At 41.8% G+C, this 25,801-nt stretch carries 23 protein-coding genes and 1 tRNA gene; 9 read left to right on the forward strand and 15 right to left on the reverse strand.

All coding sequences use genetic code 11. From position 1 onward, the window contains the following. Positions 1-81 precede the first annotated feature (81 nt). Positions 82-459 (forward strand): hypothetical protein, encoded by a 378-nt coding sequence (locus tag LEP1GSC192_RS05935; protein WP_020769110.1) that lies wholly within the window; start codon positions 82-84, stop codon positions 457-459. Here the strand turns inward: LEP1GSC192_RS05935 and LEP1GSC192_RS05940 are convergent. From LEP1GSC192_RS05940 to LEP1GSC192_RS05990, 10 genes are all read right to left on the reverse strand, one after another. Further along, on the reverse strand, positions 434-2,458 hold the full coding sequence (locus LEP1GSC192_RS05940) for a PP2C family protein-serine/threonine phosphatase (protein WP_020769421.1): 2,025 nt from the start codon (positions 2,456-2,458) through the stop codon (positions 434-436). The two genes, LEP1GSC192_RS05935 and LEP1GSC192_RS05940, sit on opposite strands and share 26 nt — an antisense overlap. An 11-nt stretch (positions 2,459-2,469) precedes the next feature. Next, a complete protein-coding gene (locus LEP1GSC192_RS05945; protein WP_020769085.1) occupies positions 2,470-2,949 on the reverse strand; it encodes an EVE domain-containing protein in 480 nt (159 codons plus the stop codon). Further along, positions 2,946-4,922 (reverse strand): ATP-dependent zinc metalloprotease FtsH, encoded by a 1,977-nt coding sequence (ftsH, locus tag LEP1GSC192_RS05950; protein ID WP_020769354.1) that lies wholly within the window; start codon positions 4,920-4,922, stop codon positions 2,946-2,948. The genes LEP1GSC192_RS05945 and ftsH overlap by 4 nt, the downstream gene beginning before the upstream one ends. A 263-nt stretch (positions 4,923-5,185) precedes the next feature. Next, on the reverse strand, positions 5,186-5,749 hold the full coding sequence (pth, locus tag LEP1GSC192_RS05960) for an aminoacyl-tRNA hydrolase (RefSeq protein WP_020769266.1): 564 nt from the start codon (positions 5,747-5,749) through the stop codon (positions 5,186-5,188). 42 nt (positions 5,750-5,791) lie between these two features. Beyond that, the gene (locus LEP1GSC192_RS05965; RefSeq protein ID WP_020769343.1) at positions 5,792-6,415 is read right to left on the reverse strand and encodes a 50S ribosomal protein L25/general stress protein Ctc; all 624 of its coding nucleotides are present in this window, start codon (positions 6,413-6,415) and stop codon (positions 5,792-5,794) included. A gap of 18 nt (positions 6,416-6,433) precedes the next feature. After that, complete coding sequence (locus LEP1GSC192_RS05970; protein WP_020769221.1) at positions 6,434-7,375, reverse strand: ribose-phosphate pyrophosphokinase; 942 nt, start codon at positions 7,373-7,375, stop codon at positions 6,434-6,436. Then, positions 7,372-8,127, reverse strand: a complete 756-nt coding sequence (locus LEP1GSC192_RS05975; protein ID WP_020769317.1) for a sugar phosphate nucleotidyltransferase — start codon at positions 8,125-8,127, stop codon at positions 7,372-7,374. Before LEP1GSC192_RS05975 ends, LEP1GSC192_RS05970 begins: the two co-directional genes overlap by 4 nt. Positions 8,128-8,152: 25 nt before the next feature. Then, positions 8,153-8,228: transfer RNA gene (locus tag LEP1GSC192_RS05980), tRNA-Gln, on the reverse strand. Between the two features lie 10 nt (positions 8,229-8,238). Continuing rightward, the gene (locus tag LEP1GSC192_RS05985; RefSeq protein ID WP_020769005.1) at positions 8,239-9,132 is read right to left on the reverse strand and encodes a 4-(cytidine 5'-diphospho)-2-C-methyl-D-erythritol kinase; all 894 of its coding nucleotides are present in this window, start codon (positions 9,130-9,132) and stop codon (positions 8,239-8,241) included. Between the two features lie 45 nt (positions 9,133-9,177). After that, a complete protein-coding gene (locus tag LEP1GSC192_RS05990; RefSeq protein ID WP_020769136.1) occupies positions 9,178-10,131 on the reverse strand; it encodes a YafY family protein in 954 nt (317 codons plus the stop codon). 162 nt (positions 10,132-10,293) lie between these two features. On the opposite strand from LEP1GSC192_RS05990, the gene LEP1GSC192_RS05995 reads away from it, so the two are divergent. Further along, positions 10,294-10,599: a hypothetical protein gene (locus tag LEP1GSC192_RS05995; RefSeq protein ID WP_020769396.1), complete on the forward strand. Its 306-nt coding sequence runs from the start codon at positions 10,294-10,296 to the stop codon at positions 10,597-10,599. A gap of 284 nt (positions 10,600-10,883) precedes the next feature. After that, positions 10,884-11,291, forward strand: coding sequence for a polymer-forming cytoskeletal protein (locus LEP1GSC192_RS06005; RefSeq protein ID WP_020769090.1), 408 nt, complete (start codon positions 10,884-10,886; stop codon positions 11,289-11,291). A gap of 32 nt (positions 11,292-11,323) precedes the next feature. On the opposite strand, the gene LEP1GSC192_RS06010 is transcribed toward LEP1GSC192_RS06005, so the two are convergent. Continuing rightward, positions 11,324-12,889 (reverse strand): membrane protein, encoded by a 1,566-nt coding sequence (locus tag LEP1GSC192_RS06010; protein WP_020769000.1) that lies wholly within the window; start codon positions 12,887-12,889, stop codon positions 11,324-11,326. A 128-nt stretch (positions 12,890-13,017) separates the two neighbouring features. Between LEP1GSC192_RS06010 and LEP1GSC192_RS06015 the strand changes: the two genes are divergently transcribed. Further along, positions 13,018-13,257, forward strand: a complete 240-nt coding sequence (locus tag LEP1GSC192_RS06015) for a hypothetical protein (RefSeq protein WP_020769257.1) — start codon at positions 13,018-13,020, stop codon at positions 13,255-13,257. A gap of 207 nt (positions 13,258-13,464) precedes the next feature. Here the strand turns inward: LEP1GSC192_RS06015 and LEP1GSC192_RS06020 are convergent, their stop codons facing one another. Next, positions 13,465-13,800, reverse strand: a complete 336-nt coding sequence (locus tag LEP1GSC192_RS06020) for a hypothetical protein (protein ID WP_020769078.1) — start codon at positions 13,798-13,800, stop codon at positions 13,465-13,467. Positions 13,801-14,377: 577 nt separating this feature from the next. On the opposite strand from LEP1GSC192_RS06020, the gene LEP1GSC192_RS06025 reads away from it, so the two are divergent. Beyond that, on the forward strand, positions 14,378-14,800 hold the full coding sequence (locus tag LEP1GSC192_RS06025; protein ID WP_020768996.1) for a VOC family protein: 423 nt from the start codon (positions 14,378-14,380) through the stop codon (positions 14,798-14,800). A gap of 7 nt (positions 14,801-14,807) precedes the next feature. On the opposite strand, the gene LEP1GSC192_RS06030 is transcribed toward LEP1GSC192_RS06025, so the two are convergent. Further along, positions 14,808-15,923: a helix-turn-helix domain-containing protein gene (locus LEP1GSC192_RS06030; RefSeq protein ID WP_020769374.1), complete on the reverse strand. Its 1,116-nt coding sequence runs from the start codon at positions 15,921-15,923 to the stop codon at positions 14,808-14,810. Between the two features lie 116 nt (positions 15,924-16,039). Here LEP1GSC192_RS06030 and LEP1GSC192_RS06035 point away from each other — a divergent pair, with 116 nt between their 5' ends. Continuing rightward, positions 16,040-17,182, forward strand: coding sequence for a DJ-1/PfpI family protein (locus LEP1GSC192_RS06035; protein ID WP_020769115.1), 1,143 nt, complete (start codon positions 16,040-16,042; stop codon positions 17,180-17,182). Positions 17,183-17,207: 25 nt separating this feature from the next. On the opposite strand, the gene LEP1GSC192_RS06040 is transcribed toward LEP1GSC192_RS06035, so the two are convergent. Further along, positions 17,208-18,446 (reverse strand): M48 family metallopeptidase, encoded by a 1,239-nt coding sequence (locus LEP1GSC192_RS06040; RefSeq protein WP_020769217.1) that lies wholly within the window; start codon positions 18,444-18,446, stop codon positions 17,208-17,210. Between the two features lie 11 nt (positions 18,447-18,457). Beyond that, positions 18,458-19,477 (reverse strand): YafY family protein, encoded by a 1,020-nt coding sequence (locus LEP1GSC192_RS06045; protein ID WP_020769392.1) that lies wholly within the window; start codon positions 19,475-19,477, stop codon positions 18,458-18,460. A gap of 157 nt (positions 19,478-19,634) precedes the next feature. Here LEP1GSC192_RS06045 and LEP1GSC192_RS06050 point away from each other — a divergent pair, with 157 nt between their 5' ends. From LEP1GSC192_RS06050 to LEP1GSC192_RS06060, 3 genes are all read left to right on the forward strand, one after another. After that, positions 19,635-19,850, forward strand: a complete 216-nt coding sequence (locus LEP1GSC192_RS06050) for a hypothetical protein (protein WP_020769084.1) — start codon at positions 19,635-19,637, stop codon at positions 19,848-19,850. 176 nt (positions 19,851-20,026) lie between these two features. Beyond that, positions 20,027-21,127 carry a DegT/DnrJ/EryC1/StrS aminotransferase family protein gene (locus tag LEP1GSC192_RS06055; protein ID WP_020769187.1) on the forward strand — a complete coding sequence of 367 codons (1,101 nt, stop codon included), beginning with the start codon at positions 20,027-20,029 and terminating at the stop codon, positions 21,125-21,127. A 936-nt stretch (positions 21,128-22,063) separates the two neighbouring features. Then, the gene (locus LEP1GSC192_RS06060; RefSeq protein WP_020769146.1) at positions 22,064-25,429 is read left to right on the forward strand and encodes an efflux RND transporter permease subunit; all 3,366 of its coding nucleotides are present in this window, start codon (positions 22,064-22,066) and stop codon (positions 25,427-25,429) included. Positions 25,430-25,801 lie beyond the last annotated feature (372 nt).

Genomic DNA, 25,801 nt, shown 5'->3' on the forward strand with positions numbered 1-25,801 from the left:
TAGGATCCTTTTAAAAAAAATGGAAAGAACTTCCCGAAACGTATAATAAGATAAAAATTGCGGAAAAGAGGACTTTTTCGGATGAATCGTAAACTTAAAAATTTCCCCTTCGTTTTATTATTCCTATTTAGTGTTTCCGCTTCCTATGCTAAAACCGCAACTACGGAAACCACGTTGCATGATTTTATGGAAGATTATACCAAACCTGCTTCCAAAAAAGCTAAAAAAGGAGATAAGGCCGCTCTCGAAAGGATCTTAAAAGAAATCCCGAACTGGGCCTTGGACGAACAAAAAACAAAATGGAAAGAGATCACCGATGCTGCTTTTGCCTCCGGAGATCTGGAGTCTTCCTGCAAAAATTGTCATAAAGAATATAAAAAAGAATATAAAAAGAGCTACAGAAAACGCCCGATACAAGTTTCCAACGAGTTGATCAACTTTTTGAAAAACTCGAAGTAATTTCCTTTTTTGGACTCTCATCGGGGATCGGCAAATAATCTAAGACAAGAAACGTTAGATCGTCCTCGAAATGTTTTCTATTTCCCGCAAATCTTCTCACGGTAGTAAACAGTTCCTCTGCCAGTTTTTCTCCGGGAGAATCCATTAAATCACTTAACAATTTATAAAATCTTTGGAATCCGAAAATTTCCCCGTTTTTACTTCTGGCTTCCGTGATCCCGTCCGTATAAATGATCAAACGATCCCCCGGTTTCATTTGGAATTCTATCACGGAATTTTTAAGATTCGGATCCATTCCCATGATCCAACCTGGTAAAAAGATCTCCTTGGTATCTCCCGATCCCTTGTCTATTGCAACAATGGGAGGATGTCCCGCGTTTGAATAAGTTACCTTTCCATTCTCAGGATCGATGAGTAGGTACGCCGCGGTGATAAAATGTTTCCCGTATTTGCCGCTTAAGGATCTATTGATACTTCTTAAAACTTCCGCAGGATCTTCATTTTTTCTTGATTCGATAGAAAACGCCAACTTGACCATAGAAGAAATGATCGCAGCGGGAACTCCATGACCGGAAACATCGGATAAAAAGATCCCTAACTTGCCGGATTCCAAATATTGGAAATCATAGAAGTCTCCTCCCACCGAACTTGCAAATTCACTTCGTACGGAAAGTTTTAGATTTTTTACTTCCGGCAAACGGTCAGGAAGAATGGACTCTTGCAGCTCTCTTGCGATCTTAAGCTCTTGCTCTATCTCTGTTAACTTTAACTGGCTTTCATAATTTTCCAATCGAGCTTGCAGGGAATCTTTCTCTAACGTTTTGATACGATCCGCCAAAGCGAATGAAAGAAGTGTCATTTCTACCAAGGAACCGAACTGCGCGGACCAATGTGTAAGTTCCGTATCCTGGATAATGGACAGATTCCTAAGAGCGGTGATCAGGACAAAAAGTATGAGTACCGACCAAGCCAAAAGGAAATAACGTGCAGGACGATATCCCTTTCTCAATCGGATCGCAGCCGAATAGATCACCAAAACCGCAGCCAAAAAAGGATACCAGGAAACGGCCCAGATCATAGGGCCGTAAATGTTAGGGAATAAAGATGCGAAAAATCCCAAAATCGCAACGCCGGCCAATATTAAGAAAGCATAATTCTTCCAGCCGGTCTCCCTTTCCATATGCAAGAAAGAACGGGTAAACAAAAGGGAAAATGCCACTGACAAGAATGCAAAACCTGTCAGATAATCGTTCCAAGAGGTAGCTGGAGCCGGGATTAAATACTGGGCCCCCACTCCTGTAACCGCCATTTGCCAAAGTCCATAGAACAACAGATAGAGAACGTAGAAAAAATAACTGGAGTCTTTAACCACGAAGGAAAGAAATCCGTTATACACTAACATAATCCCTATCGCCCCGAAGAAGATCCCTAAAAACAAATTCTCCATTTGGATATGAGCTGCGAATTCCTTGGGAGCCCAGGCCTGAAAATTCAAGACCAAAGACCTTCTGGTCGAAGCGTGGATCAAAAATTCTTCCTGTTTGTTGGGAGGAGTTTCTATTAAGAATGCAGGTTGGATATAGGACATCCTCGTATCCATGGAGAGTTCGGACCAGGCCCATCCTTGCGGACTCCATACCCTTTTAAAAACTGTGAGATTTTCCATCCCAGGGTTATTCAAGACCAAGTACCAGGAAATCGTTCCTTCTTTAGGGGGAGCTTGTATCTTGAACTTTATTAAAAACTGATCGTCGGTGAAACTGAAAGAGAGGCTGTCCGTATCCACTCTTGTCCAATCACCTGTTTCTAAATCTATTGGAGCCTGTACTTCTCCGGGACGTATCTTTCTGATAAAAGTGAATTTATTTATAGGAGTCCCGGACATAGAACCGGAGATCGGAAAAACGGGAACATCTTCCTGAGAATATAGTGAGTCTATGCTCAAGATGACGATCAGCAAAATGAAGCTGAAGTTCCGAATTTTTCGGAAAATATTCACAAAAAATCTCCCTAACCGAGGAGACTTTTTGCCCCGGCCAATTTACAAATATACTGAAAATGTTCTTCGCTGACCGGTTGGATCGAAAGTCTTCCCCCCGGCTGCAAAAGGACCATTCCTTCTAGTTGCCCGTGGGATCTTAATTCTTCTAGCGAAATTGGGCGAGAAAATTTTTCCTTAAATTTCACATCCACCATGAACCAGGTCGGTTTTTGCGGATCACTTTTTGGATCATAATACTTATGTTTCTTATCAAAAGCGAAATGATCCGGGTATCCTTCTTTGACTACTTCCGCAAGTCCTGCGACATGAGGAGGTTTACAACTGCTATGGTAGAATAGGATGAGATCCTTCTTTTTGATCTCATCCCTTAGGTAATTTCTTGCGCCATAACCTCTGACTCCCTCCCAAGGAGCTGTTTTGCCGGGAGAAGAAGCCAGGGTATCTATGGAAAAAACGTCGGGCTCGGTCTTAAAAAGCCAGAATTTCATTCTATGCCAGTAGAATATGCGGGTTTGCTCGGAATTTCTCCCGCCTTCTCCTTTTTGTTAGAACGTTCCGTTTTCTTTTTAGTTTCTTCGTGAGCCGGATGAACAATCGCCATCAACTCATCATGAGAAACCGTTTCTTTTGCAAGAAGAGCCTTCGCAAGATTTTCAAACTTGGTGGAATTCTTACGGACTAGTTCCCGACCTTTGTCGAGGCAGGTCTGCACTATATTTCGGATCTCTTTGTCGATCATGGCTGCAAATTCTTCGCTATAAGCCTTATTACTTTGGCCCATATCCCTGCCCAAGAAAGGGCTCTCATGACCGCTTCCGTAATTGATCGTGCCTAGTTTTTCGGACATTCCCCAATCACAGACCATTCTTCTTGCGATATTTGTAGCCTGTTGGATATCGTTGCTAGAACCGGTAGAAGTCATTTTGAACTTATACTCTTCTGCGATGAACCCGCCCATACAAACTACGATCTGGTCCAACCAATATGCTTTCGTATGAATATGTTTGTCTTCCGTAGGAAGGGACTGAGTAAGACCTAATGCCCTTCCTCTCGGAATGATGGTCACCTTATGAACAGGCTCGGTATAAGCCAAAAGTGTTCCTAAGATCGCATGGCCTGCTTCGTGATACGCGATTACTTCTTTTTCCTTTTCGGAAATAAAGAAGGATCTTCGCTCAGGGCCCATCATGACTTTATCGCGAGCTTCCTCTAATTCTTCTTGGGTTACACGTTTTTTATTCTTACGTGCTGCAAGTAGAGCGGCTTCATTGATCAGGTTAGAAAGATCCGCACCAGTAAATCCAGGGGTTCCTCTTGCGATGGAATTCAAAGAGATATCGCTGGTTAAAGGGACTTTTCTAGAGTGAACTTTTAGGATCTGCTCTCTTCCGTTCAGGTCCGGAAGGTCCACCATTACCTGGCGGTCAAATCTTCCCGGTCTGAGTAAGGCCGGATCTAAAACGTCAGCACGGTTTGTAGCTGCCATTACGATCACACCTTCGTTTTTCTCGAATCCGTCCATTTCGACAAGCATCTGGTTTAGGGTCTGCTCTCTTTCGTCGTGACCACCACCCCATCCGGCTCCTCTCAGTCTTCCCACCGCATCGATCTCATCTATAAAGATGATACATGGAGAATTTTTTTTACCTTGGTCGAAAAGGTCTCGAACACGAGAAGCTCCCACACCTACGAACATTTCTACGAAGTCGGAACCGGAGATACTGAAGAATGGTACACCCGCTTCTCCGGCAACGGCTCTAGCAAGAAGTGTTTTACCTGTACCGGGAGGGCCCACTAAAAGAACTCCGGTAGGGATCCTTGCACCCATTGCTTGGAATTTTTTAGGGTCTTTTAAGAATTCTATAATTTCGACCAATTCTGTTTTGGCTTCTTCGCAACCTGCAACATCGGCAAAACTAACTTTTACCTTTGGATCCACAGTCATCTTTGCTTTGGATTTTCCGAAGGAAAACGCTTTGTTGCCGGTAGACTGGACCTGACGCATAATAAAAAAGTAAAATACGAAAATGCCGATCACGGCGATCAGAAGAAAGGAACTTAACATTCCGAACCCATGCCCGTTCTCGGAAGGAACTACTTCCAGATCGATATTCGTTTTTCTTAAAGAAGTAAGGAATTCTTTGTCGATAGGCGCAATTCTGGTCTCGAATCGAACGGGAGTTTTTGCAGATCCTTCTTCGAACGGTTCGTAACAACCTTTGATCATATCCCCTTCTAATATCAGCTTGTCACAGCCGGGGAAATTAGAGTCAGAAGTTTTAACCAGTTTACCTTTCGGCTTGGAAGAAGTATCCGGTTCTACCATATTCATAAATTGGGAAAAAGGTAGTATCCGAGGTTTTCCCAGAGCAGTTTGTATCTGCGGTACTAGAAGTGCTAATCCTAGGATTACTAAAATGAAAAGTATAAGTAATCTAAGACCTTTATTATTGTTATTCATGTGTAACTCCCAAGCTCCGCCATCTCTTCGGAGCCACATTCTTCCCGTAGATTAGACTAAGGGAAGCAGGCTTGAACCTGCCGGAATCGTAAACCGGTGATGCTATTTGGAAACCGATTTCTTGGAAAAGGTTCCCCATAATCAGAGTCCCTTTTTTTCCGGAAAAGTAAAGGATTTTTAGATCTCGACGGAACCGAGAGAAAAATAAGATGGAAGGCATTCCGGACCCAAGTCCGGAATTTTTTTTGAGAAAAAATCAGATCTTACAATCTGTATTTTTCGATCACGTCTTCTATATCACCCAAACTAATGGAACGAATTGCTGCTTCTGCGTCATTGATGATCTGGATCAAACTTAAGTTCTCTAAAGGTTGGAAATCTTCCTTCAAAAATCCGTCCAGATTAGAACCATCAAATTCGTCGTTGCCGATCCCTATCCTGATGCGGATAAAATTAGGAGAACGTAAAGACTGGATCACGGATTTGATCCCTGGATTTTCGTTCCCGTTCGCTCCCTTATCCACTACAATTTTACCCAAGGGTAAGGTCCAATCTTCGTGGATCACAAGAATATCCTGTACCTGAATTTTCAGGAAGGAAGCTATGTACAGAACGGATTCGCCCGATAGATCGCTGAAGGTCTGAGGTTTTAATAATACGACCTCTTCTCCCTCGAAATCACCTCTTCCGATCAAAGACTTTTTCTTTTTAGTCTTGATCTCGACGTTGATATTATTGGCGATCACGTCCAAAATTTTGAAGCCGATATTCGCTCGATTATTATTGTATTTATCTCCGGGATTACCCAATCCGACGATTAGCTTCATACAATAACGTACTCCAAATTTTTAGATCTCAGGACGGGGAAATTATTTCCCTTTTTTACCTGCAGGTTTTGCTCCAGCAGCTTCCTTAGCTTCCGCTCTTTCTTGAGCGAGTAAAGCTTTGGTTTTTAGCACTGCTGCTACGATCGGATCTCCGTTAACTAAAATTTCCCAGCTTGCAGGAACTTTTAAGTTACTAACTTTGATAAAATCGCCTACATCTAGATCGGTTACATCTATAACTAGAGTTTCAACCAGATCCTCAGGAACGGTTTTCACTCGGATCTCATGGATTAAATGGTCGAATTGACCGCCCATCTTAGAACCTTTTGCGGTTCCTTCAGTGCGAATTCCGATCTTAGTAACGATTTTCTTTCCAGGTTCTACTTTGTAGAAGTCTACGTGACGGATCCTGTCGATCTCTGGGAAACGTTGTACTTCTTTTACGAAAACCTTTTGGCTTCCTTCTCCTTCCACTTCCAACTCGATCAGAGTGGATTGGCGGATCCCGGAATGAACTAGTTTTTCAAGTTCTTTCTCGTTTACGGAACCGGAAGCGGCATTTCCGCCTCCGATAATGTTAATAGGAACCTGTCCTGACTCGCGAAGACGATTGTTTACGTTCTTGCCGGTTTCAGTCCTTTTTTTAACAGCTAATTTGTGGCTCATGGTCTTTACCCTTGTTTCTTATATAAATAGATCGCTGACCGATTGATTGGTCGATATTCTCTGGATCGCAGCCGCGAATAACGGAGCTACGGAGAGAGTTTTTAACTTTGTGATTCTTTTGGATTCCGGGATCTCAATCGTATTGGACAATACGACCTCAGTAAAAGGAGTAGAGTTTAATCGATCGATAGCTTCTCCGGAAAGTACTCCGTGCGTAGCTGCACAATATACGGACTTAGCTCCGTTCTTTAAGAGAGCATCGGCCGCTTTGCAGATCGTTCCCGCAGTGTCGATCATATCGTCCAGAAGGATACAATTCTTACCTTCTATCTCTCCGATCACGTTCATCACTTCGGAGACGTTCGCTTTCGGTCTTCTCTTGTCTATGATCGCTAATGTTGCGTTCACTTTTTTACCGAAGGATCTGGCTCTTTCCGCACCCCCTGAGTCAGGAGAAACGATGACTAGGTCTTCGAACTTTTTACTTAGTATATATTCTACCAGTACCGGGCTGAAATGTAAATTATCCACAGGCACTTTGAAAAAACCTTGGATCTGGTCCGCATGAAGATCCATCACGATCACTCTAGTCGGCCCTAAGGTCTCGATCAGATCTGCAACTACTCTTGCGGAGATCGGTACTCTCGGTTCCGCTTTTCTATCTTGGCGTCCGTAACCGTAATATGGGACAACCACCGAAATACTTTTTGCCGAAGCGCGTCTTAACGCATCCATGATCAAAAGTAATTCCATCAAGTTGTCGTTTGCCGGAGCAGAAGTGGATTGGATAACGAATACGTCTCTTCCTCGAACGTTCTCTTCTATTTTAACCGCGATCTCTCCGTCGGAAAATTTACGAAGATTGATCTTGCCAGGTTCGATCCCAAGCTCTTGGCAAATCTCAATTGCGATCGTACGATTGGAGGATCCTGAAAAAACCGCAATATTAGAGCCGCTCATTTTGCAACCGCTCCATTCAAAACTGCCGTTAAGTTTTCCAGGTCTGCAGGAGAATTCACACCTTGGCTTTCTCCGCTGTTTTTAAGAATCACTGCGCCCAACTTTTTTCCTTCTTTTTTATACAACTCTACTAGATCAGGAAGATAATATTCTCCCTGCGCGTTGCTGTTTCCTATTTTTCTAAGAGATTCGAAAAGGATTTCGGAACTGAATACATAAGTCCCGGTGTTGATCTCGTTTATTTTTTTCTGTTCCACGTCTGCGTCTTTTTCTTCGACGATTGCGATTACTTCTCCGAAAGAATTACGAACGATCCTTCCGTAACCGGTAGGAATATCTACCTTTGCGGAAAGAAGAGTAGCGGAGAAGTCGTTTTGGACATGTGTGGAAACGAGAGAACCGAAGGTGTCCCCGGTGATCATCGGCACGTCCCCGCAAGCTACGAGGATTGGGCCTTTATGGGATTTAACTAATTCTTCGGCGCTTAATACTGCGTGAGCCGTGCCTAATTGCTCTTTTTGTTCGGCGAAACGAATACCGGGAATTCCTGCACATAGCACTTGGACTTCTTCTTTTTTATAGCCTACAACTATGACTATGTCATTGATCCCTGCTTCTTTGAGGTGATCGATAACATGGTTTAAAAGGGGCTTTCCATTTAAAGGAACAGCCACCTTTGGGAGCTCCGTCTTCATGCGGGTTCCCTTTCCCGCAGCTAATACTACGGCGACTGCTTCCTTTTTGGCGTCCATTCAGTAATCCGGTGAAATCAAACAGTGGCTGGGCCGATAGGATTCGAACCTATGAAATGGCGGTACCAAAAACCGCTGCCTTACCACTTGGCGACGGCCCAGTTTCATTCTTTAATAATTAAAGCTTACAAACGTAAGGTCGGGAAATTCCGTTTGCATTTTGGCTAACAGCTCTTCCCGTATCTCCAATCCCTGCACCAAACCGTAGATACAAGATCCGGATCCGGTTAAGGAGGAGTAACTAGCTCCATTCGCCAAAAAACTTTCCTTTAATTTCCCTAGCTGGGGAAACTTTTGGAAGGCAAGAGGCTCGAAGTCGTTTACGAGCTTTTCTCTCAAAGCCGCCCAATTCCCTTCTTTTAAAGAAAACTCGACGTCATTGCCTAGAGAAATCCATCTTTTCGAGGCAGGGTCGGCTTGTAAAGGCTTTTTGAGACCTGCGTACATCTCGGCGGTTGAGAGTATCTGAGGAGTTAATGCCAGAATTCCTTGTCCAGGATGCACTTCTATGTCCCTCAAGATCTCACCTTTTCCGGACACCAAACAATGATTTTCAGATAAGAAGAAGGGAACGTCGGATCCGATCTCAGCCGCCAATTTGAAAATATGATCCGAATGAAACTCCGGACTCAAACCAAAATAAAACGAGAAAAGAGAGGCGGCATTTGTAGATCCACCTCCAAGACCGGCAGCCGGAGGAATTTTTTTAGTCAGGTGGATCCTCACACCCGGAAGCTCCCTGTAATGAGCTCTGATCTTGGAGAAAGTTTTAAAAAGAATATTCTTACTTAAATCTCCTCTCTCGGAGACCTCGTCGTACAAACGCCTTTTTTCCAAAATGATCTGGTTATTAGAAACCAATTCGAAAGATCCGGGAGAGATCGGCTCTATTTGGATATCATCTCCCCAATTCAAACGTAAAAATACACTTCGAATCTCATGAAATCCGTCAGGCCTTTTGTACGGGATCTCTAATCCCAAATTGATCTTTGCGGGAGAAAGCAAGGTATATCCTGAATCAATGGTAAAGAACGATCAGTCAATCGATTCCTAATGAGACAAACCGGAAGAAACAGTCTCCCAATACGCAGTCATTCTTTCCTTTAATGCGGGAGGGTTATGAAGAATCACATTCGGACCAAAACCTTTTAGGACGGATAAAAACCAATCCTGATTTCTGATCCTTGCCTTAGAAAGATAATATGTGGTATCCCCGATCTGCTTTTTGGTAGGAGTCCTTTCTAAATGTATGCGAGAATGTAGATTAAAATACACTTCCGCAGTATGATAGATCTCCGCATAATTCGAATCCCCTTCTCCTCCTTGCAAAAATTCCTTTAATTTGGAGATAGCATTCTTTCTTTCTTCGTCCGGAATTTCCGCAACATTCTCCTGAGTTCTACTTAACTGCAAGATCGAATCCAATCTAAACGTTCTAGGCGCTTTTCTAGAATGGCAATAACCGAGCAGATATTCTTCCCGAAAGCTTAAGAGTGCCCAAGGATCCACTTTTCTGGATCCAGGTTCGGATTCTCCCTGTGCACGATATTTAATCTGCAAAGATTTGCCGTCAGCGATGGCGTCCTCTATATTGCTTTTTAATTCGTTCTCACTAGGTATCCCCGCAGAAGGCAGAATTGTATGAATTTTATCTAATATAGATTTCAGGATCTTTTTTCTGGAAGGACCTGTTTCCTTTTCGTCTTCTTCCAAAAATAATTTTCGGATTACGGCCCATTCTTTAACGCTTAGGACCAAACCTTGTTCCAGACTCAAGGGCATACGAATTCCTATCGTCTCTCCGTCATAATCCAATTCCACAAATTGGTCCGGAGTATAAGGATAGGAACCCACCATGTACAATTTTCCAAGCTCCTTTTTGAGATCTTTGATATCATCGATACCGGAATACTTGGAAAGATCCTCCAAACTCATTCTTTTGTTTTCCTGCAAAAGATGAATCACCGCTAATTTGGTTTGGAGTTTTTTCGTACTTGGATTCATGCCGGACATTCTTTCTTTCAGGAAATCTAGAGGCAATCAGAAATACGTATCATTTGAGAAGGATTTTTTAAACTCTTCATTTTACGAAATCGTAACCGAAAACACGATATTTTAAGACGGATGATACTTATTTGTCCGGCCTTTTCGATAGAATGCGCCTCTATGACTCGAACGTCTTTTTTAAAAAATACATTTAGACTTCTTCCTAAATTTTATCTGGAGTTATTCGATTCGGACCAAGTATTCTTGGCCGCAGCACAGATGATCGGAAAACGGATCTTACGATTTCGTATCGATTCCGGAGTTTCTTATAAAAAAGGAGACGGAGTTTACGGAAGATTGTACGGACTTAAATCCAGTTTTTATATTCCTATCTCAGGAATTATAAAAGAAAGAAAAGAGATCCAATCCAAATACTATTCCAAACTTTGCGAACTGGAATTGGAATCCGATGAGGATATAGAATAGCGGCTAACGTTACGATCCGCACCGAATTTCCAATCCAAAAACGACTCAGCTTGGATATAGGGAATGAACAATACATTTTATGCAATGAACCGAAAGTCGAGAAGTGGCCTGGATCTTTGGGAAGAAGTAATAATGTACTCCAAAAAAAATATTCCGCAAAATATATCACCCTACTTGTTGCCCTAGAGATACGAATAAGTACGATTGCCGCTTCAAAGCGGTGTATCGGAATCGTCCCTACAAAAGGGAGACGAACTTATGAATATAAAAACGGAGATACATGAATGAAACTAATGTTGAAACTCGTAACTGTGGTCCTCTTTTTAGGCGCTGGCTTGGGTTCCTTGCAGGCAGGGGATCTGAGAAAGAACGGCTCACTCATCGGAAGTATCGACTCAAATGGGGACGTAAGATTGAACGGGTCTCTCGTGGGAAGATTTGAATCCGGCGGGGATGTTCGCAAAAACGGAAGCTTGATCGGCAGAATCGATTCAAACGGAGACATTCGAATGAACGGATCACTCGTAGGTTCGATTGATTCCAACGGAGATGTACGTAAAAACGGAAGTCTGATCGGACGCATTGATAGTAATGGCGATGTACGAAAAAACGGTTCTTTAATAGGAAGTGCAGTGGGAATTCCGAGAGCGCAAGCCGCAGGATTCTTTTTCTTCTTCTTTTTGAACGAGTAAGATCGGAACAAAGCCTTACTTCGGCCCGGATATTACTTTTTTCTTTCCATAGAAAAAATAAGAACATCTTCCTTATTTTCCGACCAAACTTTTTTAAAATCCGGGCCTAATGTTTGGGAGATACTTTCGTAATATTTATTTTTCAAAAAAGGATCGGAATCGTTCAAATTTTCTAAGATAGAAGCTTTTGTCTGAACGAATAATATCTTTCTAAATTGTTCCGGTTTATTTTTAGAGAAGAAATTTTTAATATGACCTTCCCTCATCAGCCAAACGGAAGGTGTTTGGAAAAAATATTTCCCTAAAATTTGAGAATACGTCCTGATCTGGACCACGACCAAATCGGGCTTTTGTTCCAAATAGATCGCATTTAGTTTCGTAGTCTTTTTTCCATACTTTGCCAAGATCTGCGTGTACGAAAAACTGATATATACCGAATAAAGAAGGATCGAAAAAAGAAGAATTTTTACGATCTTACGGAACTTCTGCCCTAAATTCTCCAACATGATCAAAAACATTCCCGCGAAAGCGGGTAAACTCAAATGAAGATATCTGGAACCGAAATCTATGATCCCATCGTTCGGAGCGGATATCACCAACACCATAAATGCGGCAAGACCGGAATAAACAAACAGATCCTTATTTGAGATCTTGGATGCGTTATCCTTTTTAAACGGATTTTTCTTAAAGAAAATATAATATATAAAGAACAATAAAACGATCAAGAACCCGGGAGTGTATCCGAAAAATCCGATCCGATTGGGATTTGCGATCAATAATCCTGCGTAAATTTTCCATTTTTTCCAAGGAAACAAAAACATTGTCGGCTGATTAAAAGAAAACCTTGGACCCAACGGATGTCCGTATAGAACAAATTGGATCCAGAGCAAAAGCCCTACTCCCGTCAAAAATCCGAGAGAATAACCTAAAATTTTCCTTCGTTCTTCTACATTAGAAAACTTGTATATACTTAAAAAAAAGATAAAAGATAAGGGGAATACGATACTTTCTATCCTAAACCAAGCGGAAGAAGCACAGATAAAGCCGGAAATTATAAATTTTACCAGGGAAGAAGAATTCCCGGATCTCAAAAATAGGAAACACCCCGCTAAAAACAAAAAGGAAGCGATCCCAACATCCGGAAAAAAATATCCGTTGATCAAAAACGGAGAAGCTAAGGCCAGAATTCCCAAATAGATCGGATCCCAATCCCATAAGATGGAAAGGAATAGAAAAGATAGAAGTATTAAGATCGAAGTCGCAACATAAACGCCAAGTATCCCGCTCCAGGGAAGAAATACCGCATATACATAACCTAGAGCGGCAGGAAACGGGCTGATCAGCTCTTGGCCGAAACGGATACATTCCGTTGGGCAATAATTCCCTTCCGGGTCAAAATCCCTAGATGGCAACACCAGGTTGCCCGAGAGGAAGCCGTTCCTTCCTACGGATTCTCCCAATATAAATTTACCGAGATGGTCTGAGTATAATTGTTCCCCGGGTTTCAGTAAGAACGGGTATAAAAGCGGAAGGAGGAACAAAAAACAAAATGTAAGTTTTGTCCATTTAGAGGATAACTTTCCGCCCGGGAAACTCATCAGGGCAGATTAGAAGCCGCAAACCGTCCCACAATCCTTTTTCGGAAACGTATACTTTCCCAAATCGATTGACTCTAGGGAGGAAACCTGAAAGGGTCATAGAATCAGAGGATTCGCCGGAGAGTATGATGAAAAAATCGGTGTCATTCGTAATTTGTTTTTTATTCGCTCAGGGCTTACTCGGACAGGATACAAACACCCAAACTTCCACCAAAGAAAAAATGGTATGCGAACGTATGGATCTGGAAATCCAAAGCACTACTTACAATGACGCTCTTCGATGTGAGACCAAAGACGCCGTCTGTTATATGATAGAAGGTTTTAGTATGAGTTGTTTTCCAAAAGAGAAAAAAGTTTCCAAACAGTAGTCTTTGCTTCATACGAAAAGGAACTTATCCTTTGATCTAATGGGCGCATGCTCGCTGAACGCGAGCACCCGGCTCTTCGCTCCAATCCGCTCCGCGGGATTTCCGCTTCGATCCGTTGCGCGTTTTTCTCGAAAATTAAGTACATAAAAAAAGGCGCCTCGCGGCGCCTTCCAGTCGATGGATTTTTAGGATTTGTTGACTATTGAATTAGAGATTGTTCAAAAACTCTTGTGTTTTTGCTGCTTCTGCTTCAAGAGCTTTTGCTTGTTTTAAGAATCTCTCAGACTGAGCGTTGCTAGCGAGGAACTTTCCACCGGTAGAACGTTTAGCCAATGCTCTTAACTCTTCCGCTCTTTCAGTTTTTTGCTGAGCGATCGCTTTCAGGTAAGTAGCTACTGCAACTTTTTGCTCTTTAGTAACCGCAGCGGATACCAAAGCTTGCTCCAAAAGACGATCTTCAGTATCTTGAGATACCGCAAAAAGGGAAGACCCTGCTAGGAAACCTACTACTAATAGAAGAGAAGTGAGTTTGTTGATTTTCATAAAATTGAAACCTCTTGTTATTTTTATATGCTCTGTTCTCATTTTCGCTTTATATCCATAAGACCTATTCACATAGGCAAAAGGAACAAAAAAAATTTCAGAGGAGGAAAAAATTAAAAAATTTTGTTAAACGAACCCAAAAGACTATTTATCATATTTATGTTTATTAGAAATGTCTAATTCTCTAAGCACCTTATTACAGCTAGCTCCCATTCATTCATATTGAACAAAAAAGAAGCGCTATTGGAGGTTTTCCCAAGTCGCTGCCCGAATATGATACAAGTATCGATCTGAAAGGCTTTTTTTTCAAGCCGATCCTTTATTAGAAACTCGAAATATGCTTACTTTTTAAGCACACATGCTAAGCATTTAGCTTATTATTTGGGCAAAAATAGGGGTAAAAATGGTCTTTTTAGCGGAAAATCGGAAAGATCCAATATGGTGGATTTTCCCAAATTGTTCGATTTTTCAGCCTCACTTTGGGCTTGTCAGAGGGAAAATCCGCAGGTTTCCTTTCAAATAATAGGAACCAAAATCTTCTTTTTCAAAGAAGGAACCCTTCCAGAGGAACGATAAAATGAAATACTTACACGCTATGATCCGAGTAAAAGATTTGGATCTAGCTTTGGATTTTTTCTGCAATAAACTAGGATTAAAAGAAACAAGAAGGCACGATCATCCGGAAGGAAGATATACACTTGTCTTCTTATCCGAATCGGATACAAATTCTCCGGAGATAGAATTAACCTTTAACTGGGACCAAGATTCCGCGTATACGAGCGGAAGGAATTTCGGTCATCTTGCTTTCGAAGTAGATAATATTTACGAAACCTGTACGAATCTTCAGACAAAAGGTGTGATTATCAATCGCCCTCCTAGAGACGGCAGAATGGCATTCATTCGATCACCTGACCTAATCTCTATCGAGTTATTGCAGAAGGGTAAAGCACTAGAAATCTCCGAACCTTGGAAGAGTATGCCGAATACCGGAGAATGGTAAACTTCACTTAAGATTTTTTGGAAAAAGAAGAACGATATTCTCCTGGAGAACATCCGTATTTTTCTTGGAATAATTTATGGAACGCGGATTTGGATCTGAAACCCGCCGCGTAAATTACGGAAAGTACGGATCTTTGGGGTTCTTCTCTTAACATTTTGGAGGCCTCTTCCAAACGAAATCCTGCGATATATTCTCTGAAACCGATTTTCATCTTATCGTTTAATATCTCCGATAATTGATGAGTTTTAATTTGTAATTCTTCCGAAAGAATCGGAAGAGTTAGTTCCTCATCCAGGTACAACTTTTTGTCCCGCATTAGTTCTCCCATCTTTTGAACGACTGCATTCACATCCAGACTTTGGAGCCTGGTCTCGTTATACCCGGCTTCCTTTGCGGTTTTTCCGAAAGAAACGATCAACTCAGACGATACGGAAGCGCTTAAAAAAACGGCGCAGACGATCAATGTCAAAGCGGCCGACGCAACGCTGAACAAAGGCATAAAGAAGATCTGAGCGACCACAAACAAAAAGATCACAAATATACTCGAATAAAAAAGGATAAGAAACGGTGAGAACACCCTAGCTTCTTCTTTTTTCAAAAAGGTTTTCCATTTGCGAATTATGCCGATCAGTAAAAGTGGATACACTAAGTTGGAGATCGTTCCTAAGACCAAGAGCCCGAATAGGAGTTGGAAATAAAGATTTCTGGGAGGGAAAACATTTACATATTCCAATTTGGAATTCGGATCGGATAAAATAAAAGGTAAAAGCGCTAAAAACGAAATCAATCCGGGAACAAAATGTACGATGTTAAGCGCTTTTGCAGGTAACCCTCCTAACCTTCTGAAATACAAATACGCCAATGGCCCCGTGAAAAATAGAAAAGGGATATGGATCTCGGCAAACCAGAGATTCTCTTTTAATTGGCCGGATAATTCCAAATACAAATGAAACTGAACTATCGAAAGAGATAGGAAGAAGAATCCAATCGGTTTATAGAAAGCGAACTTGGCTTTCGGTGAAGGATCCGAACTTTGGGATTTGAAAACTTTATCTTTTTGGATGAATTCGGAAATCGCCAATAAAAAAGAAAGTCCCGCTCCAAATGCCAGAAACGTATCCATAAAATGAAAGAGTCCTATCGGAAAAAGATGTCGAGATTTTTTCAGGATTTTTCTTTTTTTAGTCCGTCCGGATACGGAAGGACGACTGTTTTCGGAAAAGATCGTATCCTGAAGGTATGCAACATCCTAACCTACAACCAAATCGTTTTGTAAAATTCTTCTGCGGGAGTCTGGCTCTCTTATTTTTATTCGGATTTGTGGAATACGGATCATCATCGGAAATTTCAAAAATACGGCCCCAAGAAGAAAATTCCAAAATCCCAAACTATCAATCCAGATTCGGCAGAAAAGAGCCCGTCATCGCAGTGATCGGTGAAAATAGAATGACCGAGTTGACTGATTTTATGATCCCTTATGGCGTTTTAACTTCATCGAAAATCGCAAAGGTAATTGCAGTTTTTCCGAGAACGGGTCCTGTCCAAATGTTTCCCGCATTAAAAATAGAAGCGGAAATATCTTTCGATCTTTTCGAATCGGAATATCCGGATGGAGCGGATTATGTGATCGTGCCGGCGGTACATTATTCGGATGATCCCGTTCTTCTTTCCTTTGTGCAAAAACAATCCGCAAAAGGTTCTACGATCCTAGGAATCTGTGACGGAGTTTGGGTACTGGCAAAGGCGGGTGTTCTGAAAGAACACAAGGCAACAGGTCATTGGTTTTCTTTTTCAAAATTGGAGAAAGAGTTTCCTGAAACTAGATGGATCAAGGATACCAGGTATATTGCGGATCGTAAGATCGTCACTACTACAGGGATCACCGCTTCTATTCCTGTTTCTTTGGCTTTAATCGAAGCGATTTCCGGAAGAGAAAAAGCTTCCGAAATGGCGTTAAGTTTAGGAGCCAAGGATTGGAAACCAACCCATAATAGTTCCGATTTTTATCTGAGCGGCAAAGATATGTATGTTGCCGCAAAAAACTATCTTGGGTTTTGGAATTACGAAAACTTAGGAGTTAGGGTCTCAGAAGGTATAGACGAAGTTGTTTTGGCTCTTCAAGCGGATTCTTTTTCCAGGACTTATAGATCGGAAGTGTTTTCCGTTTCCGACCAAAAAAAGATCCGAACCAAAAACGGATTGTTAGTACGTGTAGATAAAATGGACGCGGAAGTCGCAAGTTTAGATTTCATTTTAGAAAATCTGAATGGAATCGCTGCAGTGACTGCGTATGATAAAATCCTAACGGAGATTGAATCTAAATACGGAATAGACACTGCCGCTTTTGTGGCCTTACAGATGGAATATCCTTGGCGGAAGTAATTTTCGCATCAGAAGGCCGGATTCCTTATTTCCAGCCTTCTGCGAATTCAATCCTTTCTAAGGTCGTGGGATGAGAATGTTCAAAGATCACTTCCAGTTTATGTGGATTCAAACGGGCCTTATTATCCTTTGCCAGTTTGATCTCCGTACTGATGAATGATTTTTTGTCGTCGGTTAAGACAAGTGCCTCTTTGTCCGCTTGGGTTTCCAGAACTCTGGAAAGTGTCGCCGAAAAAGGTCCGAGTATCGTTCCTACAAGGGATAATATCAGAAACAGAAACGGTAAGGTAGAAGGAGAATAGAATTCTTTTAACGGGATCAAACCTTCTTCTTTTACTTTTTGGAATATATATCCTAATAAGAAACACAATAAGAAAGTTTCCAATGTGCTAAGTGCGATCTCGATCATTTGATGATTGTGAACCCAATGACCGATTTCATGTCCAAGCACACTGACTACTTCTTCTTCGGTGTGGTTTTGGATCAGTGTATCGTAGAGGAAGATCTTTTTACTTTCTCCCCAGCCTGTGAAGTATGCGTTTGTGTGACCTGAATATTTACTCTCGTTGATCACATAGATATTTTCTACCTGGATATTCGCCTTTTGGCTCAGGGCCAATATTTTTGTTTTTAAACTTCCTTCTTGGATAGGGCCGTAATCATAAAAGATAGGAGTGATGAGGATTGGATACAATACGGACATGAGTAATCCAAAACTCAAGGATAAGATAGGAAGTATATATTTCCAAGCGCGCGGAAGATTTTTAAGAACGAATGCGACTACTAAAACAACTATTCCGCCAAATAAAAATCCTAATCCGAAAGACTTTGCTTTAAATAAGATCCAATCCGTTATGTTCATATTGGAAAACTGAAATTCATGTTCTATCACATAACCGAAATAATAACTGAACGGTAAGGAAACGATAAATTCCAAAAGATAAAAGGAGATGAAGAACAGAAATACGGTCGGATAAAATCTATCTCCCGTTTTTTTGCGGAAGTATTCTTCCAGTTTTACCGAGATAGGAGTAAATACAAATGCTCCTGCTAAAGCAAAATCAAGTAATGAACCTATGATCGAGACAAAAAATCCCCTCCTTTGGTATTCTATCCCGGCGTTTATATCTTCTTGCGAAAAATACTTTAGAATTCTTTCATGTAGCTCCGGAGAAAGATCTCCTTGGTAGGAGAAATATTTCATTATTAGCGTAAGTAAGATCTGTAGGGAAAATAAAAAGAATAGGATATTTTTAAGTTTCATGTAATGGTTTTTTATACTTTTTCGTAGAGTTCTGAGATCCGTTTTATTGAGTTTCGGAAGACTGAGTTCAATTCTTCAGGAAGAACCGTTTCAATCGCATCCGGCCATCTCCATAAAAAGGGCAATAATCCCTCCAGGTTGGTGGATTGGAAGCTGAGTTTATTTTTTTCTTCCCTGTATTTGATCCCTGTCAGGAATAATTTCGCTTTTACAAGACCTTCTTCTTTGCAGATCCATTCCACATTTTTGGATTCATGGACTGGGAATAATCCCGCGTGAACAATCAGATCCTCCTCTGTTTCTTTTTTGGCCCCTCTTGACTGGTAAAGTGGATCTCCTTGTAGCAGTTCCACAGATAAGATCTTCGGTAAAACGAATCTTTTTTTGGTTTTTTCTTCCCTATCGTAGGCCAGTAAATAATGATCCTGGCCCCCTTTTCGAATGAGTCGGATCGGATCCGCTTCTTTCGTGTAAGAATCTTCCGGAAAGGTTTTATAATATTTAATACGGATAGGAGTATGATTTTTGAGAGCATCTAGGATTTGAAATGCGGTTTCTCCTAACTCTTCCGGATTTTCCTCCGAATTTTCGGTCATTTCCGGAAAGTATTCCAAATCTCCCGCGAATATTTTTCGAGCGGCGGTATAAAGTTCGTATTTTGGAGCTTCCGAATATCCTTTTAGTAAAAGTGCCGAAATTTCTCTTAGTTCTTCTTCGGTGAAATCTAATGTTTTGGAAAGCGGATCCTTAATAAGCACGTATACAAAATCTTTTCCGTTTTTTTGAGGATAATATTTGATATGGAACCCTAGGGCGCCTAACTCTTCGATATCTCTGGATAGTTTCCTTCTGTCGGAGTCTCGATTTTCATTATCGTAAAATCCCGCCATGATCTTTCTCAAGGAACTAAGCGTGAGTCCTTCCGGAAATCTGAAAAAATTGAATAATAAAGTGAGAAGCCGGTATTCTGTGGGATTCATTTCCCTCGGCTCGATCTCCTGGTCTATATCTTTGTCTAGTTCTTCTTTCATGGCTTGTTCCTAGATCCTTGCTTTTATAAAGTCCCGGGGCAAGGAAAAATCTCTGCCGCGTTTTTGAATTCGATGAAAGTCCCAAAAAACAACTTGATGAGTAAGATCGGATCTCGATAATTCTCTCGTTTCAGTCCCTTATTCTCAGAGGTTTTTTATGGGTAAAATTATAGGTTTTCTTTTTCCGAATTTTATAGGTCTTATTCTTATTTTACTCGGATGGTGGACAACTATCATCAATGTGGCTACTCTTCGCTTCGCAGGTGAGTCTTATTTTAATAAATGGACCTACACGGGACTGACCCTAATCCTTATCGGGGCTTATTTGCCTGAGATTTGGATCGGGATCCGTAACAAAATTTTCGGAGATTAATCCTCTCTTTTTTTTCTTGTACGAAAACGTCTAGACATTTCCGCTGGTATTCTGATTATTTGCGATACGTGCCCTAGATCGTTCTGGGTCCGTGGATTTTGAAAAAAATCTTTACGGGCCGAGTACATGGGTTACAATGCGACATAATAAAATTACTGGAACCTGAGAAGGGGAAGATGAGCGCGGAAACCGAAGTTTTAGAGAAACCAAGCCGGAAAAAAACCGATATCGAATTCCATAAACCCACTCTTTCTCGGGAGGACCTGAAAACCGTATTGGAAGCATTGGTAGAAGACCATCTCTCTTCGGGTTCTGTGACCCATAAATTTGAGAAGGCTTTCTCTTCCACTTTCAGGACCAAACAGGTTGTTTCTGCAAACAGCTTAACTGCAGCCTATCATTTGTCCTTATTGGCGCTGGAGATCCAGCCCGGAGATAAAATCGCTATTTCCACATTCGCGCCTCTTGCTGCCTTAGATGCAATTTTCTTAATGCAAGCCCAACCCGTAGTCGTGGATATGGGAAAACATTCTTTCCATATCTGTCCGGAAAGATTGGCTACCGCCTTGGAAGACGAATCCATAAAAGCAGTGGTTGTGGATCATACCTTCGGCTCATTAGCGGATTTTTCCAAATACGATTTCAAAAATCGTCCCGTGATCGAGGATTTTTCGGAAGCCGTGGGCGCAAGGACCGAAACGTTTACCCCTGGAAAACAGGGAAAAATTTCCATCTGTGGGCTTTCTATCGAGTATCTGATCACAACCGGGAACGGGGCTTTGATCTGTACGGATGATGATTCTTTGGCAAAAAAGATCAGAGCTAGAAAAGATGGAAAAGATCCTTATCCGCGTAAAGAAGGCCAACCAAGACTAGATTACGATATGATCGATTACCAAGCGGCTTTAGGGATCGAACAATTGTCCAATCTAGGCGTGATCTTGGAAAGAAAAAGAAAGATCGCTCAGGTGTATTTGCAATCTATCCAGGGTTCCCAAGTGGGCTCTCACTTTAACGATCCGAATTCCGAAACTTTCAATCGTTTTGTGATATTAGCTCCGGGGAATTACGAACAGGTAGAAAGATATTTCCGTTCTTTACAAATCGGCACTCGTAGAACGGTTGCGGAACCGATCCATCATATTTTAGAACTTTCTAATTCTGATTTTCCGAACGGAGAAAGGCTGTACCAAAGAGGCCATTGTATTCCGATCTATCCGAACTTAACTAAGGATAACGTACAAAGGATCTCTCAAGCGATTCGTAGAATTTACTAATGCTTTATTTTAAATCGTGAGTTGTAGGAGTTCCTGCTTACCTCGCTGCTAATTGCGAACTCTCTATATTGTTTTTATTTTTTTTCGTCTTCCTTTGAAAATCCGTAATTGTAAGTATTGAAGGACGATAATTGTAGTCAGGGTTTTATTCGATACTTTTTCGATCTTTTTGTATAATCTGGAAATTTGGATTTGCATTCGAGGATATTTTAGTATGGAATTTGCAGCTATTCGGTATTGTGAAAACCTAAAAAGTACAATTAACTACATAAAAGTATAATGAAATTTTAATGAATTCATTCTACTTTGAGCAGAAGTCCTCTTTCATTCGCAAGTAGATGCGAGGAAATGTAAAAAATGTTTTTTCAAAACGATTTTCTAAGTGGGACGGATCATGCTTAGAGAAGAGAAATTTGGTAAATAACCCTCCGCGTCTTAGCGTCTCCGCGTGAAAAAAGAATAGAGAGGGTTTTTGAATCAAAGGGAAACAGAGGACGAATAATAGCGACAGCGATCGTAGCGGAAATCCGGCGATGCACCATCGTACAGGATGGAAGGCTTTAAATCAGGGAAAAGTAATGGTGCTTCGCTGATTGAGCGTAGAGCGCGGTCCTGACAAAGTCAGGAGTCGCCCAAACTAGTGCAAAAGTATAAACTCGACCATTTATCCGAATCGATTTCGAAAATTTCTCCTTTCTAACCGACTCTCGTCTAGGAAACCTTAGAATCATTCGACCAACTTCGTATGACGTTTGTTTCTGATTTTGTCTCCTTATTTCCGCGCAACGCACTTAGTCCGATACCAAAACCTTTCTTTCTAAATTTCCGAATCACGGTCCGCGAATTTGTTTTCGAAAATTCAGGAATGGATCGCAATGGACCTCTGAGCTAATCCTTTATTCGATTTTCGAAATGTAAGGATACTCCGGAGGCACCTTGAATATCGCGCTCCTCTCTATCAAACGTCCCATTTTTATCACTAGTCTCGTGATCTTGATGCTGATTACCGGTATCTTCTCCCTTAGCAAGATGGGGGTGGATCTTTTTCCGGATGTGAACATTCCGGTAGTGTCCGTGACCACGATCTATCCAGGAGCAGGTCCGGAAGAGATCGAGGAATTGATCTCCAAACCGTTGGAAGAAGAACTTTCTTCCATCTCCGGTTTAAAGAAGATCACTTCTCGTAACCAGGAAGGTGTCTCCGTTGTTTTCGGTGAGTTTACCCTTTCTACGGATATCAAATATGCAGAGCAACAATTCCGAGATAAAACCGCATTGGTCCGTCCTAAACTTCCCGACGGGATCAAAGAACCTAAAGTAGTTCGTTTCGATCCGGCCGATCAACCTATTATTCGTCTTGCGGTGTTCGCGGATCTGGACCAAGCAAAGTTATACGACCTTGCAAAAGAGACCGTTAAGTCTAAATTAGAACAGATCGCCGGTGTTGGGTCCGTAAAATTAGTCGGAGGGACAAGAAGAGAGATCCAAATCGAATTAGATAGAAATAAATTAGTTTCTTATCAAATGCCTATGGTGGTGATCGCCAACAGGCTGAAAACCGCGGGTTTAAACGTTCCGGTAGGTAAATTCGATTCCGGGGCAAAAGAAACTTCTTATAGAACGTTGGGAAGATATGAATCTCTTTCCCAGATCGAGAACACTATCGTCTCTTTCGGTGGAGATGTCGGGAATTCCGTTTTGATCAAGGAACTCGGTTCCGTCAGAGACGGAACGGAAGACGAAGAAACGTTAGGTTATCTTTGGGCTTCTAAAAGTGACGAGGTGGAAGAAGAAGATGTAGGTCTTCTAACACATCCTTTCACTTGGATGACTCAGTTACCTAAAAGGATTAAAAGGACTTTCGCAAAATTCAGCGGGACCAAAGAGCCTATCGTAGAAAAAGAATTAAAACCTGCGCTATTTATTGACGTTTATAAACAATCCGGTGCGAACACCGTGGCTGTTGCCGACGAGGTTTTGAAAAGGATAGATAAACTGAATGCGGATATCCAGCCTCTCTCCGGTAAACCTAAGATCAGATTGATTCGAGACGGTTCCAGATGGATCCGTTATAACGTGGAAGACGTGACGGAAGCGATCGTATTAGGGATCTTATTAGCGGTAATCACGGTTTATTTCTTCTTAGGAAACTTAAGATCCACAATCATCACGGGCCTTGCGTTGCCAAACTCTTTATTAGGCGCATTTATTATCATGTGGATCATGGGATTCACGATAAACGTTATGACACTTTTGGCCTTGTCTCTCGCGGTAGGTCTCCTAGTCGACGACGCGATCGTTGTCCGAGAAAACATCTTCCGTAAATTGGAAGAAGGTGCAAGCGTCTTAGAAGCCTCTGAAAAAGGAACCATGGAAGTCGCTCTTGCGGTGATCGGAACTTCCTTAACCGTGATCGCGGTATTTTTTCCTGTAGGATTTTTATCGGGGATTGTAGGTCAGTTCTTCAAACAGTTCGGATTAACTGTGGTTTTCGCCATGATCATTTCCCTCTTTGACGGTCTTTTTGTGGCCCCTATGTTGTCCGCTTACTTTGCAGGTAAACTCACTCATGATAAAAAGAACGCTGCGGTGGAAGCATTCGATCGTTTTCAGAATTGGTTAGAAAAAATCTACAAGATCACGATGCAATATGCATTGGCACATCCTGGAAAGATTATCCTACTTACTTTCCTAATTTTTATCCTTTCCTTCGTAAGTTGCGCTTTTGTGAAAAAGACATTCTTACCTGCGAACGACCAGGGTGAATTTATGGTAACCTTAGACCTTCCTCCTGGTACTAGCTTACAAGGAACCAGGGAAGTTTCTGATAAGGTGTTGGCGGAACTACAAAAATTCCCGGAAATGGATAAGATCGCAATCACCATCGGTAAGCCCGATGGGGGAGAACCGAACACAGCCGTGTTGGCAATCGCTCTTGTCTCTTCCAAAAAAAGATCCAGGGATACTACTACCGTCAAAGAAGAGATCCGTAAAATGTTAAAGGCTTTCGATTACGCAAGGCCTGCAGTTTCGGATTATTCCGCAGTGGGCGGTGGAGTGCAGTATCCGTTCCAATTGGTCCTAAAAGGGAATAACCTGGAAGAAGTGGAAGCATATTCCAAAAAAGTAATAGAAAGATTAAAAGGTATCAAAGACCTCGCGGATATCGACTCCGACTTCAGGGGAGGTAAGCCGGAATATCAAATCGTTTTAGATAATTCTAAAATGCAATTGGTGGGCGTTCTTCCGGGAGTTGCAGGCTCCGAATTGAGATACCAGATCGCCGGAGATCAAGTTAGTAAGTTTTACGACAAAGGGATCGAATACGAAGTCCGGATGAGGCTTAAGCCCGACCAAAGGAATTTGAGAGCCGCATACGGCCAAACCAAAGTCCCGAATATAGCAAATCGACTGATCCCACTAGCGGCAATCAGTACCGGTAAAGAAAATTTAGGTCCTTCTAGGATCAACCGTATCGATAGAGCAAGAGCAGTAGTAGTGAATGCAAACCTCGCTCCAGGCGGTGCGATCGGGACTGCAATGGAAGAGGCTACTAAGATCTTGAACAAGGAAATTCCTCCTCCACCCGGAGTCCGTTTTAATTTCCAAGGTCAGTCGGAAGATTTAAAAGAGCTGTTCTTGAATATCATCGTGGCATTCGGTCTTGCTTTGATTTTCATCTACTTAGTCCTTTCTTCTCTTTATGAATCTTTTATCACTCCGATCACGATCTTATTCGCGATCCCTCCTGCAATTTCCGGAGCATTCTTCGCTCTGTTCCTAACGGGGGAAATGTTGAATATATTCTCTATGATCGGACTCATCCTTCTTATGGGACTTGTGGCCAAAAACTCGATTCTTCTCGTCGATTATGCAATGCAGGCAGTGAGAGAAAGAGGTATCACAAGAGACGAGGCAATCTTCGAAGCGGGTCTTGTAAGATTACGTCCAATCTTGATGACATCCATCGCGATGATCATGGGAACCGTTCCGATCGCATTAGGTCTCGGAGAAGCCGCAAAATCCAGGACCGCAATGGGTATAGCTATCATCGGAGGATTGATCCTCTCCACGTTAGTTACGTTAATCGTGGTTCCTTCCATATTCGGCGGTATCGATAAATTCAGAGATTGGCTAGAAGGCAAATTCCGTCCAGATATGACCGCTACCATTCATAGTGAAGGCGGACATTCCGGAAGCACGGCTATTTCCACGAATTCTAATCAACCTTCTCTTAGCGAATGGGCCCAAGATGTGGAATCCAAACCTAAGAAAGGAACTAGTTCTAAGAAGAAAAAGTAATTTGATGGCACCCCACCCTACTTAGGGTGGGGGCCGGTGCGGTGGTACCCAAAAAAGCGTTCGATGAAATCACATCACTTGATTTCATCTTCAATCTCGTTTGACCTCGGTTCTCTCGGTCACCGACTCGTCAGGGACGGTCGTCTTCTCGCTCCTATTGTCGCTGCGAAGGGGGGCCGGTGCGGTGGTACGCTTGCACCCCCATATCACAAAATCCTTATCCTTACAACCACTTTCCTACCCCATACTTTGTTGGAATTCCAACATCGCTCCCCAATAAAATTTTCTTTGTAATAAACCATTTTACTGATCTGAAAACTCCATTTTTTATTTCCATGTCTCCAAAACTTAGTTCCCAATATTACGTAAATC

It is taken from the genome of Leptospira sp. B5-022, assembly GCF_000347035.1.
GTDB lineage: Bacteria > Spirochaetota > Leptospiria > Leptospirales > Leptospiraceae > Leptospira_B > Leptospira_B cinconiae.

Coding starts and splice junctions, on each gene's coding strand:
- LEP1GSC192_RS05935 (WP_020769110.1), top strand. CDS start 82: ATGAATCGTAAACTTAAAAATTTCCCCTTCGTTTTATTATTCCTATTT.
- LEP1GSC192_RS05945 (WP_020769085.1), bottom strand. CDS start 2,949: ATGAAATTCTGGCTTTTTAAGACCGAGCCCGACGTTTTTTCCATAGAT.
- ftsH (WP_020769354.1), bottom strand. CDS start 4,922: ATGAATAACAATAATAAAGGTCTTAGATTACTTATACTTTTCATTTTA.
- pth (WP_020769266.1), bottom strand. CDS start 5,749: ATGAAGCTAATCGTCGGATTGGGTAATCCCGGAGATAAATACAATAAT.
- LEP1GSC192_RS05965 (WP_020769343.1), bottom strand. CDS start 6,415: ATGAGCCACAAATTAGCTGTTAAAAAAAGGACTGAAACCGGCAAGAAC.
- LEP1GSC192_RS05970 (WP_020769221.1), bottom strand. CDS start 7,375: ATGAGCGGCTCTAATATTGCGGTTTTTTCAGGATCCTCCAATCGTACG.
- LEP1GSC192_RS05975 (WP_020769317.1), bottom strand. CDS start 8,127: ATGGACGCCAAAAAGGAAGCAGTCGCCGTAGTATTAGCTGCGGGAAAG.
- LEP1GSC192_RS05990 (WP_020769136.1), bottom strand. CDS start 10,131: ATGAATCCAAGTACGAAAAAACTCCAAACCAAATTAGCGGTGATTCAT.
- LEP1GSC192_RS05995 (WP_020769396.1), top strand. CDS start 10,294: ATGACTCGAACGTCTTTTTTAAAAAATACATTTAGACTTCTTCCTAAA.
- LEP1GSC192_RS06005 (WP_020769090.1), top strand. CDS start 10,884: ATGAAACTAATGTTGAAACTCGTAACTGTGGTCCTCTTTTTAGGCGCT.
- LEP1GSC192_RS06010 (WP_020769000.1), bottom strand. CDS start 12,889: ATGAGTTTCCCGGGCGGAAAGTTATCCTCTAAATGGACAAAACTTACA.
- LEP1GSC192_RS06015 (WP_020769257.1), top strand. CDS start 13,018: ATGAAAAAATCGGTGTCATTCGTAATTTGTTTTTTATTCGCTCAGGGC.
- LEP1GSC192_RS06020 (WP_020769078.1), bottom strand. CDS start 13,800: ATGAAAATCAACAAACTCACTTCTCTTCTATTAGTAGTAGGTTTCCTA.
- LEP1GSC192_RS06025 (WP_020768996.1), top strand. CDS start 14,378: ATGAAATACTTACACGCTATGATCCGAGTAAAAGATTTGGATCTAGCT.
- LEP1GSC192_RS06030 (WP_020769374.1), bottom strand. CDS start 15,923: ATGGATACGTTTCTGGCATTTGGAGCGGGACTTTCTTTTTTATTGGCG.
- LEP1GSC192_RS06035 (WP_020769115.1), top strand. CDS start 16,040: ATGCAACATCCTAACCTACAACCAAATCGTTTTGTAAAATTCTTCTGC.
- LEP1GSC192_RS06040 (WP_020769217.1), bottom strand. CDS start 18,446: ATGAAACTTAAAAATATCCTATTCTTTTTATTTTCCCTACAGATCTTA.
- LEP1GSC192_RS06045 (WP_020769392.1), bottom strand. CDS start 19,477: ATGAAAGAAGAACTAGACAAAGATATAGACCAGGAGATCGAGCCGAGG.
- LEP1GSC192_RS06050 (WP_020769084.1), top strand. CDS start 19,635: ATGGGTAAAATTATAGGTTTTCTTTTTCCGAATTTTATAGGTCTTATT.
- LEP1GSC192_RS06055 (WP_020769187.1), top strand. CDS start 20,027: ATGAGCGCGGAAACCGAAGTTTTAGAGAAACCAAGCCGGAAAAAAACC.